This window comes from Streptomyces sp. NPDC043427 (assembly GCF_056436655.1).
In genome coordinates, this window is sequence record NZ_JBWKCC010000010.1 from 102,286 (window position 1) to 121,667 (window position 19,382).

Annotated in this window: 16 protein-coding genes; all 16 read right to left on the reverse strand. The window is 71.6% G+C overall.

The window, feature by feature from the left end; translation table 11 throughout:
- Positions 1 to 25: 25 nt before the first annotated feature.
- The 16 genes from eboE to AC067M_RS18855 all read right to left on the reverse strand — a co-directional run bounded on the left by eboE (position 26) and on the right by AC067M_RS18855 (position 19,367).
- Positions 26 to 1,195, reverse strand: a complete 1,170-nt coding sequence (gene eboE, locus AC067M_RS18780; protein ID WP_478698096.1) for a metabolite traffic protein EboE — start codon at positions 1,193 to 1,195, stop codon at positions 26 to 28.
- Positions 1,196 to 1,198: 3 nt separating this feature from the next.
- Positions 1,199 to 2,047, reverse strand: a complete 849-nt coding sequence (locus AC067M_RS18785) for a TatD family hydrolase (RefSeq protein WP_478698097.1) — start codon at positions 2,045 to 2,047, stop codon at positions 1,199 to 1,201.
- The gene (locus tag AC067M_RS18790) at positions 2,047 to 2,862 is read right to left on the reverse strand and encodes an EboA domain-containing protein (protein ID WP_478698098.1); all 816 of its coding nucleotides are present in this window, start codon (positions 2,860 to 2,862) and stop codon (positions 2,047 to 2,049) included. The genes AC067M_RS18785 and AC067M_RS18790 overlap by 1 nt, the downstream gene beginning before the upstream one ends.
- Positions 2,859 to 3,878: a sugar phosphate isomerase/epimerase family protein gene (locus tag AC067M_RS18795; protein WP_478698099.1), complete on the reverse strand. Its 1,020-nt coding sequence runs from the start codon at positions 3,876 to 3,878 to the stop codon at positions 2,859 to 2,861. Before AC067M_RS18795 ends, AC067M_RS18790 begins: the two co-directional genes overlap by 4 nt.
- Positions 3,875 to 4,837, reverse strand: coding sequence for an SCO3242 family prenyltransferase (locus AC067M_RS18800; protein WP_478698100.1), 963 nt, complete (start codon positions 4,835 to 4,837; stop codon positions 3,875 to 3,877). The genes AC067M_RS18795 and AC067M_RS18800 overlap by 4 nt, the downstream gene beginning before the upstream one ends.
- Positions 4,834 to 5,994 (reverse strand): inositol-3-phosphate synthase, encoded by a 1,161-nt coding sequence (locus AC067M_RS18805; RefSeq protein ID WP_478698101.1) that lies wholly within the window; start codon positions 5,992 to 5,994, stop codon positions 4,834 to 4,836. Before AC067M_RS18805 ends, AC067M_RS18800 begins: the two co-directional genes overlap by 4 nt.
- A 112-nt stretch (positions 5,995 to 6,106) precedes the next feature.
- Positions 6,107 to 7,489, reverse strand: a complete 1,383-nt coding sequence (locus AC067M_RS18810) for a ThuA domain-containing protein (protein ID WP_478698102.1) — start codon at positions 7,487 to 7,489, stop codon at positions 6,107 to 6,109.
- Between the two features lie 12 nt (positions 7,490 to 7,501).
- Positions 7,502 to 10,003 (reverse strand): PQQ-dependent sugar dehydrogenase, encoded by a 2,502-nt coding sequence (locus tag AC067M_RS18815; RefSeq protein WP_478698103.1) that lies wholly within the window; start codon positions 10,001 to 10,003, stop codon positions 7,502 to 7,504.
- Between the two features lie 81 nt (positions 10,004 to 10,084).
- Positions 10,085 to 11,083: a sugar phosphate isomerase/epimerase family protein gene (locus AC067M_RS18820; RefSeq protein WP_478698104.1), complete on the reverse strand. Its 999-nt coding sequence runs from the start codon at positions 11,081 to 11,083 to the stop codon at positions 10,085 to 10,087.
- 13 nt (positions 11,084 to 11,096) lie between these two features.
- A complete protein-coding gene (locus AC067M_RS18825) occupies positions 11,097 to 12,308 on the reverse strand; it encodes a Gfo/Idh/MocA family protein (protein ID WP_478698105.1) in 1,212 nt (403 codons plus the stop codon).
- A 119-nt stretch (positions 12,309 to 12,427) separates the two neighbouring features.
- The gene (locus tag AC067M_RS18830; protein WP_478698106.1) at positions 12,428 to 13,468 is read right to left on the reverse strand and encodes a substrate-binding domain-containing protein; all 1,041 of its coding nucleotides are present in this window, start codon (positions 13,466 to 13,468) and stop codon (positions 12,428 to 12,430) included.
- Between the two features lie 17 nt (positions 13,469 to 13,485).
- Positions 13,486 to 14,505 (reverse strand): ABC transporter permease, encoded by a 1,020-nt coding sequence (locus AC067M_RS18835; protein ID WP_478698107.1) that lies wholly within the window; start codon positions 14,503 to 14,505, stop codon positions 13,486 to 13,488.
- A complete protein-coding gene (locus AC067M_RS18840) occupies positions 14,502 to 16,025 on the reverse strand; it encodes a sugar ABC transporter ATP-binding protein (protein WP_478698108.1) in 1,524 nt (507 codons plus the stop codon). The genes AC067M_RS18835 and AC067M_RS18840 overlap by 4 nt, the downstream gene beginning before the upstream one ends.
- Before the next feature lie 177 nt (positions 16,026 to 16,202).
- Positions 16,203 to 17,384, reverse strand: coding sequence for an ROK family transcriptional regulator (locus AC067M_RS18845; protein WP_478698226.1), 1,182 nt, complete (start codon positions 17,382 to 17,384; stop codon positions 16,203 to 16,205).
- A 198-nt stretch (positions 17,385 to 17,582) separates the two neighbouring features.
- The gene (locus AC067M_RS18850) at positions 17,583 to 18,260 is read right to left on the reverse strand and encodes a GntR family transcriptional regulator (protein ID WP_478698109.1); all 678 of its coding nucleotides are present in this window, start codon (positions 18,258 to 18,260) and stop codon (positions 17,583 to 17,585) included.
- Positions 18,261 to 18,419: 159 nt separating this feature from the next.
- On the reverse strand, positions 18,420 to 19,367 hold the full coding sequence (locus tag AC067M_RS18855) for a beta-ketoacyl-ACP synthase III (protein ID WP_478698110.1): 948 nt from the start codon (positions 19,365 to 19,367) through the stop codon (positions 18,420 to 18,422).
- Positions 19,368 to 19,382: the final 15 nt, after the last annotated feature.

The following is a 19,382-nucleotide window of genomic DNA, read 5'->3' on the forward strand; positions in this document are numbered from 1 at the left end:
GCGGTACTGGCGGTGCTGTCGGTGCTCACGGGAGCTCCTTCAGGCCGAGGTCCGTCAACAGGTCGCGCGCGAGGGAGAGTTCGGCGGCGATGCCGTCGGTGAGCTGGGTGCGGGCGCGGGGGCGCAGCTCGGGTGGGAGGGCCTGCCAGGTGTAGGTCTCGACCTCCAGATGACGGGTGAGCGGGTGCGGGCCGCCGACGAGCCGGGTCAGTGCGGCCCTCAGCACGGGGAGCGTGGAGGTGAGGGGCGCGGCGGGGGCCGCGTGCAGCGGGACGTGGAAGTGGGCGCGCCAGGGTGTGGCGTCGGGCAGGGCGTCGCCCTTGAGCGCCTCGCCCAGGTCGTCGGTGCCGCACAGACCGGCGGCGGTGACAGTACGGGTCTGGTGCAGGAAGCGGGGCTCGTCGAAGGCGGCGAGGGCCTCGCGGACATCGGGGAGGCCAGGGTGCTCGGCGTGCAGGGCGGCCGAGAGCTGGGACTTGACGACGGGGACGCCGGCTCGGGTGAGCGCGTCCAGGGCGGTGTGCGGATCTTCGAAAGAGGTGGCGAGGTGGCAGGTGTCGACACAGACACCGATGCGGTCGTGGTCGATCGCGGTGAGCGGCGCGATGGCGTCGCCGGTGGTCTCGACGACGCAGCCGGGTTCCGGTTCCAGGCCGACACGGATGGAACGGCCGGTCAGCTCGGCGAGGGCGTCGAGGCGTTCGGCGAGGGCACGCAGTGCGGCGCGGGCGGCGTCGGCACGGCTGGAGTCCTGGGCGGTGCGCCAGGCGAGCGGCAGGGTGGAGACGCTGCCCTCGGTGACGTCGTCCGGGAGGAGCCCGGCAAGGACACGGGCCAGGGAGGTGGTGTGGCCGAGGCGTTCCGGATCGGCCCAGTCCGGCTTGTACACACGGTACTTGACCTCTTCGGCGCCGAAGCCCTCATAGGGGAAGCCGTTGAGGGTGACGACCTCGAGGCCGCGCCGGTCGAGCTCGGTGCGCAGGCCACGCAGCGCGGACGGGTCGCTGACGAGGGTGTGGGCCGCGTCCCTGGCGAGCCACAGGCCGATGCCGAGGCGGTCGCGGCCGAGGCGTCGGCGGACGGGCTCGCAGTGGTCGCGCAGTTGGGCGAGGACGCCGTCGAGGGTTTCGGCGGGGTGCACGTTGGTGCAGTAGGCGAGGTGGACGGTGGTGCCGTCGGGGTGGCGGAAGCGCATCGCTCACTCCCCGCCACGCAGGACGGAGTTGCCCTCGTGGGTTGCGTCGGGGGCGCCGACGTCCAGGTTCAGACGGCCGCTGAGACCGTAGAAGGCTACGGGGTTGCGCCACAGCACCTGGTCCACGTCGTCGTCCCTGAAGCCCTCCGCCAGCATCAAGTCACCGACCCTGCGGGTCTTGAGGGGATCGCTCCTGCCCCAGTCGGCGGCGGAGTTCACGAGGACGCGCTCCGGCCCGAAGGACTGGAGGATCGCGACCATCCGCCGCTCGTCCATCTTGGTGTCGGGATAGACGGAGAAGCCCAGCCAGCAGCCGCTGTCCCTGGCCTCCTTGACGGTGGTCTCGTTGAGGTGGTCGACCAGCACCCGTTCCGGGGGCAGCGCGGACTCGCGGACGACGTCGAGGGTGCGGCGCAGTCCGGCGAGCTTGTCGCGGTGCGGGGTGTGGACGAGCGCGGGCAGGCCGTGGTCGGCGGCGAGCTGGAGCTGGGCGGCGAGCGCCGTGTCCTCGGCGGGCGTCATCGAGTCGTAGCCGATCTCGCCGACGGCCACGACGTGGTCCTTGAGGAGATACCGGGGCAGTTCGTCGAGGACGGGGGCGCAGCGCGGGTCGTTGGCCTCCTTGGGGTTGAGGGCGAGCGCGCAGTGGTGGGCGATGCCGTGCTGGGCCGCGCGGAACGGCTCCCAGCCCAGGAGGGAGTCGAAGTGGTCGAGGAAGGAGGCAGGCGAGGTGCGGGGCTGGCCGAGCCAGAAGGAGGGCTCGACCACGGCACGGACGCCCGCGGCGTGCATGGCCTCGTAGTCGTCGGTGGTTCGGGACGTCATGTGGATGTGGGGGTCGAAGATGCGCATCAGGACTCCTCGCCGTGGGGGCGGTCCGTGCGGGGCTCGGCCGGTGCGGACCGGGTGAGGGTGAGGACGCGGTGCAGGTCCGCGGGGACGGGGCGGTCGGCGGCGGTGCGTTCGGCGACGTAGTCGCCGAGCATGCGGGCCAGTTCGGGGTCGGCGCGGGCGCGGCGGTCGAGGTCGGTCACCTCGCCGATGTGGACACCGGTGAAGAGGCACTTCAGAACGGCATGGCGCCAGGCGTGGGCGTCGAGGTGCCGGGCGCCGTAGGGGCCGACGGCGGCGGACAGCAGCCGGGTGTCGTTGGTGCGCAGGGCGTCCTCGACGAGCGGGAGGGCGTCCGGGCCCGGCACCAGGTGGTGCAGGGCTTGGAGGACGGCGCGGCGTTCTGCTGCGGTGCCCTGGAAGTAGACACGGGTGAGCACGGTCGGATCGGCTCGGGCCGCGTGCAGGATGAGGACGCGCACGGCGTCGGCGTGTTCCGCACCGCATCGGCGCCCTGCCTCGGCGAGGCGCAGCTCCCACACGGAGATGGGCCCGTGGAGACCGGGGTGGGAGGCCGCGTCGTCAAGAGCCCGGTCGAGCCAGGTGCGGGCGGGGGTGTCGAGGGTGGCGTCCAGGTGGGCGCGCACTTCGGAGAGAGGGCTGTGGGCGAGGGCAGGTGCGGAAGATGAGACGGGGCCATCGACGCCGGAGGGCGGGGCTGATGTCCCGGAGGCGGGTGCCCCGGAGGCGGGTGCCCCGGAGGCGGGTGCCCCGGGGTTCGGGTCCGTCGAGTCGGCCGGGCGGCAGGCCGGGTGGGCCGCGTGCGGACGCGTCATGAGAAGTTCCCTTCTGGGGTGGCGGAGGGCTCGCCTGGGGGTGGGGCGGACGGTGCTGTCGGTGGGCCTGGCGGTGCGGTGGCTTCTGGGGGCGTAGGCGGGGTGTCCGTCTCTGCCCGGGGGCGGGGAGGTGCGGTGGGCGGGGCTGCCTGCCGGAGGAAGGGGAGGGAGAGTTCGGCGAAGTGAGGTCCGGCGTGGGAGTGGCGGGGCAGTTCGACGACGGTCAGGCCCTGGTATCCGGTGGCGGCGAGGGCCGCGAGAACGGGTGGGAAGTCGATGTCCCCGTCTCCGAAAGGGAGGTGCTCGTGGACACCGCGGCGCATGTCCTCGATCTGGACGTGGCGCAGCCAAGGTGCGGCGGCTCGTACGCAGTCGGCGGGAGAAAGGGGTTCGAGGCACTGGCAGTGGCCGATGTCGAGCGTGAGACCGAGATGATCCGGGTCGCCGAGGGCCCGGCGCAGGCGGTGGAAGTCGGAGAGGGAGGCGAGGAGGTGACCCGGTTCGGGTTCGACGGCGAGCGGGATGCCGGCGGCGGTGGCGGCGTCCAGGACGGGGGTCAGGGACTCGGCCAGCCGCTTCCAGGCCGTGTCCTCGTCCGTGCCCGGCGCGGCGGTGCCGCTGAAGCAGTGCACGGCGTGCGCACCGAGATCGGCGGCGACCTGGACGGCACGGGTCAACAGGTCGACGCGGCGGCCTCGGTCGTTTGGGTCGGGGTCGAGGAGGGAGGGTCCGTGTTTGCGGCGTGGGTCGAGGACGTAGCGGGCGCCGGTCTCGACGGTGACCTCAAGATTGAGGCCGTCCAGCCGGTGTGCGAGGCGACGCGTGCGGGTGGCGAGGTCCGGGGCGAGCGGGTCGAGGTGCATGTGGTCGAGGGTCAGACCGACACCGTCGTAGCCGAGGTCGGCGAGGAGGGTGAGGGCGTCGTCGAGGCGGAGGTCGGCGAGGCCGTTGGTGCCGTAGCCGAAGCGGAGGGGGCTGTTCAGGGGAGTGGCCCGGCTGGTGGACCGAGGGCTCATGTGACGCTCACCTTCCTCGCGTATCTGCCGGCGGCCGGGGCGAGGGCCGCGACGAGCACGGCGGTGACACCGGCCCCGGAACGGGCGGCGAGCGCCGCCTGGAGCGGGATCATGGCGCGGATGCCGCCGCCGACGGCCCGCTGGGTGAGAGGGGGTGACGGGTTGAGGGCGGCGTGGAGGTAGGGGCGCGCGGCTGTGGTGGCGTAGACGGCCCCGAGGGCCGTGCCCAGAGCGTCGGCGACGGGCTGTACGGGACGGCTGCTGGGCTCCGACGACCGACGGACAAGGGCTCGCCGGCTCAGCCGGGGCAGGAGTCCGGTCAGCAGGGCGGTCGCGGTGAGGGCCGCCAACGGGGCCTGTGTTGAGCCGCCTCGGGTCTCGTGCCGGGAGACGGCGGTGACCGCGAAGGTGTGGGCACCCAGAAGACCGGCCGACGGGAGCGCCTCGCGGATGTGGCCGGTGGTGGCCGCCGCGCCGAGGAGGAGGTCCAGGGCGCGGGCGGTGGCCATGGCCGCGGGGCCGGCGGGCGTGTGCGTCAGGGCGAGGTCGTACGCCCAGACCGTGGCCGCGAGCGGTGCGGCGACCGCGAGTGCCGGGCGTCCGGCGCAAGCCGCGAGGGCCAGGCCGCTCACCGTGAGGGTGCAGGCCGCCGTCAGGGCCGCGGAGGGACGGATACGCCCGGACGGGAGGGGACGGTGTGGGCGTTCGGCGGCGTCCTCCTCACGGTCGGCCCAGTCGTTGAGGGCCATACCGGCCTCGTAGAGACACAGGGAGGAACCGATGGCGAGCAGGGTACGGGAGTTGGGACGTGTGGCGGTCGCCGCGGCGCCTGCCAGTGCGTCTCCGGGGACGGTGAACAGCGCGGGGAGGCGGAGGAGTTCGGCCCAGGCGCGGCGACGGTGGTGCCTGCGGTCGCCCCGCGTACGGGACACGCCGACGACCCCACTGCCCCGCCTCACTCCTCCTCCCCCGCGTCGGCGTCCCTCAGCCGGCGCGCGAGGCCTACCAGTGCCGCGTACTGCTCTCCCAGGGCCGCCGGCCCGTCCCCCACCGGGTCCTTGAAGAAGAAGCCGAGGTCGGTGAGGGGGCCGCGGAGACCTGCCTCGTGGGCGCGGGTGGTCAGGCGGGCAAGGTCGAGGACGAGAGGTGCGGCCAGGGACGAGTCGCAGCCCTGCCAGATGGTCTGGAGGATCATGCGGGTGCCGAGGAAGCCGTCGAAGGCGATGTGGTCCCAGGCCGTCTTCCAATCGCCGAGCGCCGGTACGTCGTCGATGTGGACCTGGCCCTCGGGAGCGGCGGCGAGGGTGTCGGTGAGGACACGTTCCTTGCCCGCGTTCTTCGCGGCCGCGGCGGCCGGGTCGGCCAGCGCCGCGCCGTCCCCGCCGCCCAGCAGGTTGGTGCCGGACCAGGCCCGGACCGCGAGGGCGCGATGGGTGAACATCGGGCCGAGGACGGAGCGCAGCAGCGTCTGTCCGGTCTTGCCGTCTCGGCCGGCGTACGGCAGGCCGCTCGATTCGGCGGCGGCGGCGAGGGCGGGGTGGTGCAGGCCCGTCGAGGGGGTGAAGTTGATGTACGGACAGCCGGCGCGCAGGGCTGCCGCCGCGTACAGCGAGCTCGGTGGGAGCGCGCCCGAGGTGGGCGGCGGCTCGGTGGACGCCACGTTCACCACCACCGCCCGCTCCAGACCGCGCCGTCGTACGAAGTCCCGCATGTCGGAAGCGAAGGTGGTGATCAACTCCTCCACGTCCCGCGTGTCGCCCGGGGCGGGGCCTCCCGGTCGGATCTCCCGCTCCACCGCGTCGAGTTCGGCGGCGACGGCAGACGGCAGGCCGGGGGGCAGTACGCCGCCGGCCGCCAGTTCCTCCGCCCGCTTGGGCAGAGGGCAGTCCACCGTGTCGTGGCCGCCGAAGACGAGGGACGACAACGCCGGCAGGCCGCTCTCCGCGAACTCGGGTGTCTCGGTGACCAGGCCGGTCGGCGCGTGCAGACCCGCGGTGACGGCTGCGCATCCCGCGACGACGGTGGTGGCGACGGAACCGCGCGCCCCGATCAGCCAGACACCGACACGCGGTGCGGAAACGGACGCGGACAGGGACACAGGCACGGGCACGGACATGAGCAGCCTCCTTGTCGAGAGCACCGACACCAACCGGACGGACACCAACGGGACCGGCGCAGACGGGGAAAGGACGGCGGGCGGGAGTCCGGCGTCCCCCGCCCGCCGCCGCTCAGTTGCCCCTGACGGGCAGTTCCTTGATCCGGACGTTACGGAAGGACACCTGGTCGTCGGCTCCGTGGTTCTGGATGCCGAGGTGTCCGTCGCGCAGGCTCCGGGCCGGATCGGTGTTCGCGAAATCGTTGATCTTCACGCCGTTGAGCCAGACGCGCAGGCGTTCGCCCTCCACACGGATCTCGTACGTGTTCCACTCCCCCGGCGGGTTCAGCGCGCGGTCGCGCTTCTCCAGGTCGGCGGACCGGAAGCCGTAGACGGCCCCGGTGGTCTTCTCGGGCACGTCCGTGGCGTCTATCTGGATCTCGTAGCCGTTGTTCACCGCCGACCACGGGTCGTCCGAGGACGGGAAGCCCACGAACACACCGGAGTTGTCGTCACCGGCGGCACCGGAGGCGCCGGCCCCGGCGGAGGCACCGGACACACCGGACATCCGCCAGTCGAGCTTCAGGGAGTACGCCTCGAAGCTCCGGTCGGCGTACCACAGCAGGCCCATGCCGCCCGACGACGTCAGCGTGCCGTCGCCGTCGAGGGTGAACGAGCCCGGCCCCGCCTGCTTCCACCCGTCGAGCGAAGCGGCCGTGCCGTCGAAGAGCGGCCGATAGCCGTTCTCCGGACGGCAGTCGGCCTGCGCGTCGCCGATCGCCCAGCGGATTCCACCCAGCAGGTGGGCGAGCAAGGCGGGTTCGGCGTACGACTCGACGGTGTGGCCGACTCCCGTGTAGAAGGCCCGGCCGCCCCGGTAGTTCTGGCACCAGGCGATCGGGTGATCGCCGTTCATGGTGCCGCCGGTGTACGAGGACTCGTCGAGCGAGGCCAGGACGTGGGCCCGATCCCGGGGATTGGAGCGGTAGTTGTACCACTCGTCGGTGCGTTCCCAGGTCCGTGGGAGCGCCGAGGTCGCCGGGTGGGCCCGGTCCTCGACGTTCACCTCGGCCTGCTGGATCGCCGGGTGCGACTGGAAGTAGGCGCCGACGAGGCCGCCGTAGAACGCCCAGTCGTACTCGGTGTCGGCGGCGGCGTGGATCCCGACGTAGCCGCCGCCGTGGCGGATGTAGCCCTCGAAGGCGGTCTGCTGGGCGGCGTCGAGGACGTCTCCCGTCGTCGACAGGAACACGACCGCGTCATAGCGGCGCAGGTTGGCGGGCGTGAACGCCCTCGCGTCCTCGGTGGCGTCGACGGTGAAGCCGCCGCGTTCGCCGAGTTGCCGTACCGCGGCGAGCCCGGCCGGGATCGAGTCGTGGCGGAAGCCGGCCGTCTTGGAGAAGACGAGCACGCGCCTGCCGTCGTGACCGGTCTGGGAGACGGCCGGGTGCGTCACGGAGCCGAGGAGCAGCGCCGCTCCCAAGAGCGCGGTGATCAGGTGGCCTCTTCGGGGCATGGGAGCCTCCTCTCAGCCGGTCGTGAAGGTGAAGTCGTCCACGTCGAACAGGGCGCCCGAGCCGCCCTTGAAGACCAGGTAGAGCGTGGTCGTGCCCCTCGGTGCACGGGACAGGGCGGCGGTGACGTCCTGGAAGGTCTCCCAGCCGCCGGTCACGGGGACCGTCGCCTTGCCGAGCCGGGTGCCCGTCGGGGATCCGGCGCGGATCTCCAGCGTGCCGCCCGCGCCTCCGGAGGAGACACGCGCCGTGATCTGCTTGGCGTTGCTCAGGACGTACGGCGTGAAGGAGATCCAGTCCCCGTTGTCGATGTCTCCGACGGTACGCCCGCCGTGCGCGGTGTCCTTCGTGCTCACGGTGACGCCGGAGGAGTCGCCGAAGTGCTCGGCCTGACGGTGGCGGGGCTGGGCGACGTTCTGGTCGTGCGTGGTGAGCGGGGCCTGGCCGCCGCCCCCGCCGTCGGTGTACTCGGCGTCCAGGACTCCGAAGATGTTGGCGTCCTCGTCGTGGCCGCCGTCGGCGCTGGTCTGGAGGGTGCCGGTGCAGCCCTGGGCGGAGGTCACCGGGTGGCCGTGGCTGTCGTGGCCGAGGACGAAGGTGACGGTGACCTTGGAGCAGTCGATCCTTCGGTCCTCCGGGTCGGTGACCTTCACCTTGAAGGGGATCGCGTCGCCGAAGCTGAACAGCTGTCCGTCCTTCGGCGCCTCCAGCACGACGGTGGGCGCGGTGTTGCCGACCACGATCTGCACGCTCGCGCTGCCGGTGCGGCCGGTCGCGTCCCTGGTGGTCAGGGTCGCGGTGTAGGTGCCGTTCTTGCGGTAGGTGTACGCCGGGTTGGCCCGCGTCGACCTGCCGCCGTCGCCGAAGTCCCAGCTGTACGTGAGGCGGTCGCCGTCCTGGTCGCTGGTGCCCTCGGAGGAGAACCGCACCTTCAGCGGGGCCTGCCCGGAGGTGCGGCTCGCCGCAGCCTGCGGTACCGGGGAGTGGCCGTCGGTGGCGTTCTCGATGCGGTACAGGGCCGAGTGCTCGTCGCCGCCGAACCAGGAGACGCCGTAGTCGAGGACGTACAGCGCGCCGTCGGGGCCGAAGGCCATATCCATGATCTGGGTGCCGGTCCACGGGATGTCGTTGATGGACTGCACGGTGCCGTTCGCGTCGCTCGTGATCCGTTTGATCCAGCGGCGGCCGAACTCCCCGGCGAAGAAGTCACCGTCGTAGGCCTCGGGGAACTTCACCGGCGAGTCGAGCGCGGCGTCGTAGTGGTAGACCGGGCCGCCCACCGGGGACTCGGAGCCACTGCCGAACTCGGGCTTGGACCCTCCGTCGTACGGGATCCAGGCGGCCTGGGCCGGGGGCAGGTCCGTGAGGCCGGTGTTGTTCGGCGAGGTGTTCTTCGGGGCGGCGCAGTCGAAGGCGGCCCCCGAGGCGCCGGTGGCGAAGTCGTAGTCCACGTAGGCGTCGTTGTCGCCGGTGCAGTACGGCCAGCCGAAGTTGCCGGGGCCGGTCACCCGGGCGAACTCGACCTGACCGCCGGGGCCTCGGGCCGGGTCGGCGGCGCCCGCGTCGGGGCCGTAGTCGCCGACGTAGAGGATGCCGGTCTTCTTGTCGACGCTGAAGCGGAACGGGTTGCGCAAGCCCATCGCGTAGATCTCGGGCCGTGTCTTGTCCGTGCCGGGGGCGAAGAGGTTGCCGTCGGGGACGGTGTACGAGCCGTCGGCGTTCACCTTGATCCGCAGGATCTTGCCGCGCAGGTCGTTGGTGTTGCCGGAGGAACGCTGGGCGTCGAAGGCCGGGTTGCGGTTCGCGCGTTCGTCGATCGGGGTGAAGCCGTCCGACTGGAAGGGGTTGGTGTCGTCGCCGGTCGACAGGTAGAGGTTGCCCGCCGCGTCGAAGTCGATGTCGCCGCCGACGTGGCAGCACAGGCCCCGGGAGGCCGGCACGTCGAGGATCTTCGTCTCGCTGGCGGTGTCGAGCGTCCCGTCCGTCTTCAGGACGAACCGGGAGAGTCGGTTGACGCCGTCGAAGGGCGCGAAGTCCGCCGCGGTGCCGGTTTCGGGGGCGTCGTCGGCGGGGGTGTTGAGCGGGGGTGCGTAGTAGAGATAGATGAAACGGTTCTCCGCGAAGGCCGGGTCGACGCCGATGCCCTGGAGTCCCTCCTCGTCGTGGGAGTAGACGTCGAGCTTGCCGGCGAGCCGGGTGGTGCCGGCCGCGTCGGTGAGGCGGAGTTCGCCGTCGCGTGAGGTGTGCAGGACGGAGCGATCGGGGAGGACGGCGAGCGACATGGGCTCGCCGACCTCCGCCTCGCCCTTGGCGAGGGTGACCTGCTGGAAGTCCTCGGCCGCGGCGGCGGGCCCCCGGTCGGCGACGGCTGCGCCGGCCGGAGGCGAGGTGAGCGTGAGGGACGCGCCCGCCAGCAGCGCGCCGCTGACCAGGGCGGCCGCCTTGCGCCAGGACGGGCGTCGTCGTCTGTGCGGCTGTGTTCGGTCGGTGCGGGTGATGCGGTCGTTCCCGTGCACGGATGCCTCCAGGAAAAGGCCGGTTGTACGGGCGGGTGCGTGCGCCGGGATGCGCCGTCATCCCGGAGAGCTGAGAGAGCGTCAGTTGCCGAACGCCGCGTCGAAGGAGGCCGACGGCGGCTCGAAGTCGTACGCCTTGAGGCGGGTCAGGGCCTCCGGGGCGCCCTGGAGCCGGTCCATGCCGGCGTCCTCCCACTCCACGGAGACAGGGCCCTGGTAGTCGATGGAGCGCAGCATCCGGAAGACGTCCTCCCAGGGGACGTCGCCGTGGCCGGCCGACACGAAGTCCCAGCCACGGCGCGGGTCGCCCCAGGGCAGGTGGGAACCGAGGCGGCCGCCCCGGCCGTCGAGGCGCTTGCGGGCCTCCTTGCAGTCCACGTGGTAGACGCGGTCGCGGAAGTCCCACAGGAAGCCGACCGGGTCGAGGTCCTGCCACACGAAGTGGCTGGGGTCGAAGTTGAGACCGAAGGCCGGTCGACGGTCGACCGCGTCCAGTGTGCGTACGGTCGTCCAGTAGTCGTATGCGATCTCACTCGGGTGGACCTCGTGCGCGAACCGCACGCCCTCCGCGTCGAAGACGTCGAGGATCGGGTTCCAGCGCTCGGCGAAGTCCTCGTACCCGCGCTCGATCATCGACTCGGGCGCGGGCGGGAACATGGCGACCAGGTGCCAGATGGCGGAGCCGGTGAAGCCGACCACGGTCTGGACGCCGAAGGCGGCCGCGGCGCGGGCGGTGTCGGCGATCTCGGCGGCGGCCCGCTGCCGGACGCCTTCCGGCTCGCCGTCGCCCCAGATGCGCTCGGGCAGGATCGCCTGGTGCCGCTCGTCGATGATGGCGTCGCAGACCGCCTGGCCGACCAGGTGGTTGGAGATCGCCCAGCACTTCAGGCCGTACTTGTCGAGCAGTTGATGGCGCGAGGTCAGGTACGACGGGTCGGCGAGGGCCTTGTCGACCTCGAAATGGTCGCCCCAGCAGGCGAGTTCCAGACCGTCGTAGCCGAAGTCGCGGGCGAGGCGGCAGACTTCTTCGAGGGGCAGGTCGGCCCACTGGCCGGTGAAGAGCGTGAACTGGCGCGGCATGCGTGGGGCCTCCTCAGACCGCTATCGGGGTGTAGACGGAGTTCTTCTCCGCGCTCTCCTCCACCGCCGCGAGGACGCGCTGGACCTGGAGTCCGTCGGCGAAGGAGGGTTCGGGGCGGCGCCCCTCGGCGATGGCATGGACCAGATCGCGGGCCTGGTGGACGAAGGTGTGCTCGTAGCCGAGTCCGTGGCCCGGGGGCCACCAGGCGTCGAGGTAGGGGTGTTCGGGCTCGGTGACGAGGATGCGCCGGAAGCCGGCCTGTGCGGGGGGCTCCGAACCGTCGTGGAACCAGAGCTCGTTGAGACGCTCCAGGTCGAACGCCAACGAGCCGTGTTCGCCGTTGAGTTCGATGCGCAGGGCGTTCTTGCGGCCGGTGGCGTACCGGGTGGCCTCGAAGGAGGCGAGGGCGCCGGAGGCGAAGCGGCCGGTGAACAGGGCGGCGTCGTCCACGGTGACCGTGCCGGTGCCGGCGGTCGACACGGCGGCCAGTCCGCCGCTCGCGCCCCCGCCGGGCAGCGGCCGCTGCCGTACGAACGTCTCGGTGAGCGCTGAGACACCCGCCAGCCTCTCCCCCGCAAGACACTGCGCCAGGTCGACGATGTGCGCGCCCAGGTCGCCGAGTGATCCGGATCCGGCGAGTTCCTTGCGCAAACGCCAGGTCAGCGGGAAGTCGCGGTCCACCAGCCAGTCCTGAAGGTATGTAACTCGCACATGGCGCAGGGTGCCGAGCCTGCCCTCGGCGACCATCCGGCGGGCCAGCGCGGTGGCGGGGACCCGGCGGTAGTTGAAGCCGACCATCGCCAACTGGCCGCGTTCGTAAGCCTCTTCGGCGGCATACGTCATCCGCTCGGCCTCCTCGACGGTGTTCGCCAGGGGCTTCTCGCACAGGACGTGCTTGCCGGCCTCCAGGGCGGCGAGGGCGATCTCGGCGTGGCTGTCGCCGGGGGTGCAGATGTCGACGACGTCGATGTCGTCCCGTGCGATCAGGACGCGCCAGTCGGTCTCGGCCGCCGCCCAGCCGTGCCGGTCCGCCGCCGCGCGCACGGCCGCCGCGTCCCGGCCGCAGATCGCGGCGAGGACCGGGCGGCGGGGCAGGTCGAAGACACGGCCCGCGGTGCGCCAGCCCTGGGAGTGGGCGGCGCCCATGAAGGCGTAGCCGACCATGCCGACGCGCAGCGGTGGTTTCCCGGCCTCCGGTCCTGCTGACTGCTGCGGCTGTTCCATGCAGAGGTCCTCCTCGTCGTCGTGGCGCGGTGGGGGGTGCGGGCGCCTCGTGGGAAGCCGGTCACTTCAAGCCCGTGGACGGGCTCTCGGTGAGCCGTCGTTCGAGTCGAAGGCGGGGCTCACCGGAAGCCCGTGGACATGTACTGGTCGACGTTGTCCTTGTCGACGACGGCCGAGTACAGCGTGATCGAGGCGGGGATCTCGTACTCGGCGAGGCCGCCGACGCCCTTGCCCTGGCCGAGGGCGCGGGCGAGGTCGATCGCGGAGGCGGCCATGGTCGGCGGGTAGAGGACGGTCGCCTTGAGGACGCCGTTGTCCTGTTTGATCGCCTGGAAGGCGGAGAGCGCGCCGGCGCCGCCGACCATCAGGAAGTCGTCGCGCCCGGCCTGCGCGACGGCGCGCAGCGCGCCCACGCCCTGGTCGTCGTCGTGGTTCCACACCGCGTCGAACTGGGACTGCGCCTGGAGGAGTTGGGCCATCTTGGCCTGTCCGGACTCGACCGTGAAGTCGGCGGCCTGGCGGGCCACCTTCCTGATGTTGGGGTAGTTCTTCAGCGCGTCGTCGAAGCCCTGGGTGCGCTGCTTGGTCAGCTCCAGGTTGTCGAGGCCGGCCAGCTCGATGACCTTGGCGTTCGACTTCCCCTTGAGTTTCTCGCCGATGTAGTGGCCGGCGTTGAGCCCCATGCCGTAGTTGTCGCCGCCGATCCAGCACCGGTACGCCTGCGGGGTGTTGAAGATGCGGTCGAGGTTGACGACGGGGATGCCGGCGCGCATCGCCTTCAGGCCGACCTGGGTGAGTGCCTTGCCGTCGGCGGGCAGGACGACCAGGACGTCGACCTTCTTGTTGATGAGGGTCTCGATCTGGCCGATCTGTGTGGCGGTGTCGTTGGAGCCCTCGGTGATCTCCAGGGTGACGTCCGTGTACTTCTTCGCCCGGTTCTTGGCGTTGTCGTTGATGGCGTTGAGCCAGCCGTGGTCGGCCTGCGGGCCGGCGAAGCCGATGGTGACCCGCTTGCCGGGCTTGTCGTCGGCCGCGGGCTGGTCGTCGGCGGCCGGCTTTTCGTCGCTGGGCTCGTTACTCGTGCAACCTGCGAGGAGGGCACCCGCGGACACGGCGGCGGTGCCGAAGAGCAGTCCTCTGCGACTGGTGAGGTGTGACATGGCGGTGAACCCTTTCCTCAGGTCGTGCTCGCGGTACGGCGCTGGACCAGCACGGCGGCGACGATGATCGCGCCCTTGGCGATCTGCTGGACGTCGCTCTGCAGGTTGTTCAGGGCGAAGATGTTGGTGATCGTGGTGAAGATCAGGACGCCGAGCACGGAGCCGGTGATGGTGCCGCGGCCGCCGCTGAGCAGCGTGCCGCCGATGATCGCGGCGGCGATGGCGTCGAGTTCGTAGAGGTTGCCGTTGGTGTTCTGGCCCGAGCCGGACAGGACGATCAGCAGGAAGGCGGCGATGCCGCAGCACAGCCCGGACAGCAGGTAGAGGTAGAGGCGCTGGCGGCGGACATCGATGCCGGCGAGCCGGGCGGCCTCCGCGTTGCCGCCTACGGCGACCGTGCGGCGCCCGAAGGTGGTCCGGTTGAGCAGCAGCCAGCCGATGACCGTCACGACCGCGAAGACCAGGACAAGCGGCGGAATCCCGAGCACGTAGGAGTCGCGCTCGCCCAGTTCGAGGATCCCGTCGACGGTGACGATCTGCGTCCTGCCGTCGGTGATCTGCAACGCCAGCCCGCGCGCCGAGGCCAGCATGGCGAGCGTGGCGATGAACGGGACCATCGCGCCGTACGCGATGAGCAGCCCGTTCACCAGGCCGCAGCCGAGCCCGACGAGCACCGCGGTGAAGAGGATGCCCGCGAAGCCGAACTCCTGCGTGGCGACGGTGGTCGCCCACACCGAGGCGAGGGCGACGATCGCGCCGACGGAGAGGTCGATGCCGCCGGAGGTGATCACGAAGGTCATGCCGACGGTGACGACACCGATCACCGAGGCCTGGGTGAGGACGAGTTGGAGGTTGCGGGTGTCGAGGAACTGCTCGGGCTTGGTGATCCCGCCGATGACGACCAGGACGGCGAGCACGCCGAGGAGGGACAGGGTGCGGACATCGGCGCGGGCCACGAGGCCGCGCCACGCGGGGAGTTGGCCGACCGACGGCACCTTGTCGGTGCTGTCCCGGGGCGGGGAGACGGGCTGCGTCATGACGCCGGGCTTCCTTCCATGACGAGGTCGAGTACGCGGTGTTCGTCGAGCTCGCGGGCGGGCGCCGTGTGGACGACGCGGCCCTCGCGGAGCACCAGCACACGGTCGGCGAGGCCGAGCACCTCCGGCACCTCGCTGGACACCAGCAACACGGCGAGCCCTTCGTCGGCCAGTCGACGTACGACCGCGTACAGTTCGGCGCGGGCGCCGACGTCGACACCGCGGGTGGGTTCGTCCAGCAGCAGGACACGGCAGCCGCGCAGCAGCCAGCGGGCCAGGACGGCCTTCTGCTGGTTGCCGCCGGAGAGGGTGCGCACAGGGACGGACGGGTTGTCGGGGCGCAGCGACAGCTCGCGTGTCGCGGCCCGCGCTGCACCGAGTTCGGCGCTCCGGTCGATCCAACCCCCGCGTGAGAAGCGGGACATGGAGGAGACCGAGACGTTTCGGGTGACGGACTCCAGCATCAGCAGCGCCTGCGCCTTGCGTTCCTCGGGCGCGAGACCGAGACCGGCGCGGACGGCCGCGCGTACGCTGCCGGGCCGCAACGGCCTTCCTTCGACGAGGACTTGACCGGCGCTCGGATTGCGGGCGCCGTAGATGGTCTCCAGGATTTCGGAGCGCCCGGAGCCGACCAGCCCCGCGAGTCCGACGATCTCCCCCGGGTGCAGGTCGAGGTCGAGGGGCGCGAACTCGCCCTCCCGGGCCAGCCCCCGCACCTGGAGGATCGGCGGCCCGGTCGGCGCCGAGCCCGCCGCCGGCCGGGCGGGGAAGACGTACTCCACGTTCCGCCCCGTCATCAGCGCCACGACCTCACGGGTCGGTGTCGACTCGGCGGGCAGCCCGCCCGCCACCGCGCGGCCGTCCTTCAGTACCGTCACGCGGTCGCCGATGCGGCGGATCTCTTCCAGGCGGTGCGAGATGTAGACGACGGCGACACCCGCGGCGGTGAGGTCTGCGACGATCCGGAAGAGGTTGTCGACCTCGTCGGGGTCGAGGGCCGCCGACGGCTCGTCCATGACGATGAGGCGTACGTCGTGGGAGAGCGCCCGCGCCATGGAGACGATCTGTCGCTGTGCCGCCGACAGCGCGCCGACGAGCCGGGACGGATCGATCTCCGGATGCCCGAGTCGCTTCAGCAGAGCGGCCGTTGACGCGCGTGCCGCCTTTCCCCGTACGACGAAGCCGGCGGCCGTGGGTTCGTGGCCGAGGTGGACGTTCTCGGCGACGGACAGGTGCTCGACCAGGTCGAGTTCCTGGTAGATGGTGGCGATGCCGAGGCGCATGGCGGCGATGGGCGAGCGCAGCGTGACGGGCTCGCCGCGCCAGTGGATCGTGCCGGTGTCGGGCTGGTGGGCGCCGGCCAGGACCTTGATGAGGGTGGACTTCCCGGCACCGTTCTGGCCGAGCAGACAGTGCACTTCACCGGCCTGGACGTCCAGGTCGACGCCGTCCAGGGCCCGGACGCCGGGGAACGACTTGGTGATGCCGGACATGGTGAGCAGCGGTGGTTCTGGTGCCATGTGGGTTCCCCTCGGCGGACGTGCGGGCCGGTTTCAGGGCGATTCGCCTGCCGCGCGGGCCTCTTGAGGAAGAACAGGAGTTCTGAGGCAGAGCAGGCGTTGTCTTCAGGCAGAGCAGGCGTTTTCAGGCAGGGCAGAGCGATGCGCTGTACTGGTGGGCCGAACCGAAGTCGGGGTCTAGGCGGGCGAGAAGAGGTGGTCGCTGATGAGTCGGGCCGCGCCGATGACTCCGGCGGTCGGCCCCAACTCCCCCAGGACGATAGGCAGGTTGCCCGTCGCGAGGGGCAGTGACTGGCGGTAGACCTGCGTGCGGATCGCGGCGAGCAGGGTGTGGCCGAGGCCGGTCACCCCGCCGCCGATCAGCACCAGGCCGGGGTTGAAGAACGAGACGAGTCCCGCGATGACCTGGCCGACGCGGTCGCCGCCCTCGCGGATCAGGTCGAGGGAGGTCGCGTCGCCCGCGGCGGCCGCGGCGGCGACGTCCACGGCGGTCAGGACGCCGTTGGTCTCCAGCCGGGTCGCGAGTTCGACGCTGAGGCCCTGCTGGGCCGCCTCCAGCGCGTCGCGGGCCAGTGCCGCCCCGCTGAAGTGGGCTTCCAGGCAGCCCCGGTTGCCACAGGCGCAGGGGCGTCCGTCGGGCACGGCCTGGATGTGCCCGATGTCGCCCGCGCTGCCCGTCGCACCGCGGTGGACCTCACCGCCGACCACGATGCCGCAGCCGATGCCGGTGCCGATCTTGACGCAGAGGAAGTCGCCCACGGAGCGGGCGACGCCCGCGTGCTGCTCCCCCATCGCCATGAGGTTCACGTCGTTGTCGACCATGACCGGGCAGCCGAGTTCCTGGCTGAGCGCCTCCCGCACGGGGAAGCCGTCCCAGCCCGGCATGATCGGCGGCGCGACCGGTACGCCCTCGGGGAAGCGGACCGGGCCGGGGACGCCGATGCCGGCGCCGTCGAAGCCCTCCGCGAGCCCCGATGCGCGCAACTTGGCGGCCATGGAAAGGACTTGCTCGAAGACCGCGACCGGTCCCTCGCGCACGTCCATGGGTTGGTTGATGTGGCCCAGGATCTCCAGTTCCGCGTTGGTGACCGCGACGTCGACGGAGGTGGCGCCGATGTCGATGCCGAGGAAGCGGAGGCCCGGCGCGAGCCGGATGTTGTGGGAGCGGCGCCCGCCGCGCGAGGCGGCGAGTCCGTCGGCCACGACAAGACCCGTCTCCAGCAGCCGGTCGACCTCCACGGCCAGCTTGGACCGCGACAGGTCGACCTGGTCACCCAGTTGGGCACGGGAGTTGGGCCCGGAGTCACGCAACAGCTTGAGCAGCCGGGCCTGGTGCGCGTTGGCGGGGCGTGCCGTCATGCGTCTCACGAACCCCTCCTCGCCTCGATTCGGCCACCCGTGTCGGGCTTTCGAGGGGAACGTAGCAGCGACTGCCGGGGCTGGGAAGAAGCCGTGCACGGATTGCTGCGAACTTTCTCCACTGACAGGACAAAGAAAGTCACGGACAAGGATGACCCGAAGGCGGGGGGTCACACAGAGTGAAGGGCCCGGCGTCGCTCAGGACTTGGCGCGCTCGTGATACGACTTCCGCGTGTGCTCGGTGTGTTCGCGCATGAGACGGGCAGCCTCCTGCTGATCCCCGGCCACGATCGCGGTGATGAGCTCCGCGTGCTCCGCCCAGGACTTGTGCCCGCGCTGCCGGGCGACCGGCGTGTGGTACCAGCGCACGCGGCGGTCGACCTGGGCGGCGAGTTCCGCGAGGACGGCGTTGCCGGCCAACTCCATGATCTTCGCGTGGAAGCGGGCGTTGAGGACGACGGCAGCGTCCACGTCGTCCTTGGCGACGGCCAAGCGTCCCTGTGCGCACAGTTCGTCCAACGCGGCGATGCCGGCACTGTCCGCGTTCGCCGCGGCGAGCCGGGCGGCCTCGCCCTCCAGGAGCGTACGCACGGTGAGGAGTTGGTCGGCCTCCTGCTCGGTCGGCTCGTGCACGAAGGCGCCCTGGGCGGGCCGCAGATCGACCCAGCCCTCGGTGTTCAGCCGTTGCAGTGCCTCACGCACCGGCTGCCGGGAGACTCCGAGGTGCCCGGCGAGTTCGCTCTCGACCAGGTGCTGGCCGGGCTGGAGGGCGCGGGTCGTGATGAGTTCGAGCAGTGCCTCGTAGACACGGTCGCGCAGCGGGCCGGGGCGTTCGAGTTTGGGCACCGCGCCCTGCGGCAGTCCTGTCGACAACATCGGTCGCTCCCCCTCCTGGACGGCGCCGGGCTGGCCACAGCCGGACAATCAGTATCGATTGTCTTTCGTCTACAGTCCACGGCGTACAGGTGCCAGAGCAGGGCACAGTTGACCTCGTCGCACGCCCCCTCACCGGCAGCGCACTCACAGGCAGCGCACTCACGGACAGCGCACAACCTGCCCCGCGTACGACAGGTTGCCGCCGAACCCGAACAGCAGTACCGGGTCTCCCGTGGAGATCCCGCCCTGCTCCACGAGCTTGGAGAACGCCAGCGGGATACTGGCGGCCGAGGTGTTCCCGGACTCGCACACGTCCCGCGCGACCACGGCGTTGACCGCGCCGATCTTCTCCGCGAGGGGCTCGATGATGCGCAGGTTCGCCTGGTGCAGGACGACGGCGGCGAGGTCCGCGGGGGCGAGGCCGGCCCGCTCGCAGGCCTGCCGGGCCAGAGGCGGCAGCTGCTGGGTCGCCCAGCGGTAGACGCTCTGCCCCTCCTGCGCGAACCGCGCGGGCTGTCCCTCGATGCGCACGGCGTGCCCCATCTCGGGCACCGACCCCCACAGCACGGGCCCGATGCCGGGCTCCTCACCCGACAAACAGGCCTCCACCACGGCGGCGCCCGCGCCGTCCCCGACGAGCACGCACGTCGTACGGTCGGTCCAGTCGGTGACGTCGGACATCTTGTCGGCGCCGATGACCAGGGCACGGCTCGCCGCTCCGGCGCGGACGGTGTGGTCGGCGGTGGCCAGCGCGTGGGTGAATCCGGCGCACACCACGTTGACGTCCATGGCGGCGGGGTTCGGCACGCCGATGCGGGCGGCGACACGGGCGGCCATGTTCGGGGAGCGGTCGACGGCCGTGGAGGTGGCGACCAGCACCAGGTCGATGTCGGCCGGCGTCAGCCCCGCCGTCGCGAGCGCCTTGGCGGCGGCGTGCGCGGCGAGCTCGTCGACCGGCTCGTCGGGACCGGCGATGTGCCGCGTGCGGATGCCCACCCGGGACCTGATCCACTCGTCGCTGGTGTCGACCAGGCCCGCCAGGTCCTCGTTGGTGAGTACCTTGGCGGGCTGGTAGTGGCCGACGGCGGCGATGCGCGAGCCGTTCATTGGGGGGTCCCCCTA

Bases quoted from the DNA above. Each gene is read 5' to 3' on its own strand.
- AC067M_RS18850 (WP_478698109.1), bottom strand. From the start codon at position 18,260: ATGTTGTCGACAGGACTGCCGCAGGGCGCGGTGCCCAAACTCGAACGC.
- AC067M_RS18790 (WP_478698098.1), bottom strand. From the start codon at position 2,862: ATGACGCGTCCGCACGCGGCCCACCCGGCCTGCCGCCCGGCCGACTCG.
- AC067M_RS18825 (WP_478698105.1), bottom strand. From the start codon at position 12,308: ATGGAACAGCCGCAGCAGTCAGCAGGACCGGAGGCCGGGAAACCACCG.
- AC067M_RS18795 (WP_478698099.1), bottom strand. From the start codon at position 3,878: ATGAGCCCTCGGTCCACCAGCCGGGCCACTCCCCTGAACAGCCCCCTC.
- AC067M_RS18810 (WP_478698102.1), bottom strand. From the start codon at position 7,489: ATGCCCCGAAGAGGCCACCTGATCACCGCGCTCTTGGGAGCGGCGCTG.
- AC067M_RS18820 (WP_478698104.1), bottom strand. From the start codon at position 11,083: ATGCCGCGCCAGTTCACGCTCTTCACCGGCCAGTGGGCCGACCTGCCC.
- AC067M_RS18845 (WP_478698226.1), bottom strand. From the start codon at position 17,384: ATGACGGCACGCCCCGCCAACGCGCACCAGGCCCGGCTGCTCAAGCTG.
- AC067M_RS18785 (WP_478698097.1), bottom strand. From the start codon at position 2,047: ATGCGCATCTTCGACCCCCACATCCACATGACGTCCCGAACCACCGAC.
- eboE (WP_478698096.1), bottom strand. From the start codon at position 1,195: ATGCGCTTCCGCCACCCCGACGGCACCACCGTCCACCTCGCCTACTGC.
- AC067M_RS18835 (WP_478698107.1), bottom strand. From the start codon at position 14,505: ATGACGCAGCCCGTCTCCCCGCCCCGGGACAGCACCGACAAGGTGCCG.
- AC067M_RS18840 (WP_478698108.1), bottom strand. From the start codon at position 16,025: ATGGCACCAGAACCACCGCTGCTCACCATGTCCGGCATCACCAAGTCG.
- AC067M_RS18805 (WP_478698101.1), bottom strand. From the start codon at position 5,994: ATGTCCGTGCCCGTGCCTGTGTCCCTGTCCGCGTCCGTTTCCGCACCG.
- AC067M_RS18830 (WP_478698106.1), bottom strand. From the start codon at position 13,468: ATGTCACACCTCACCAGTCGCAGAGGACTGCTCTTCGGCACCGCCGCC.
- AC067M_RS18855 (WP_478698110.1), bottom strand. From the start codon at position 19,367: ATGAACGGCTCGCGCATCGCCGCCGTCGGCCACTACCAGCCCGCCAAG.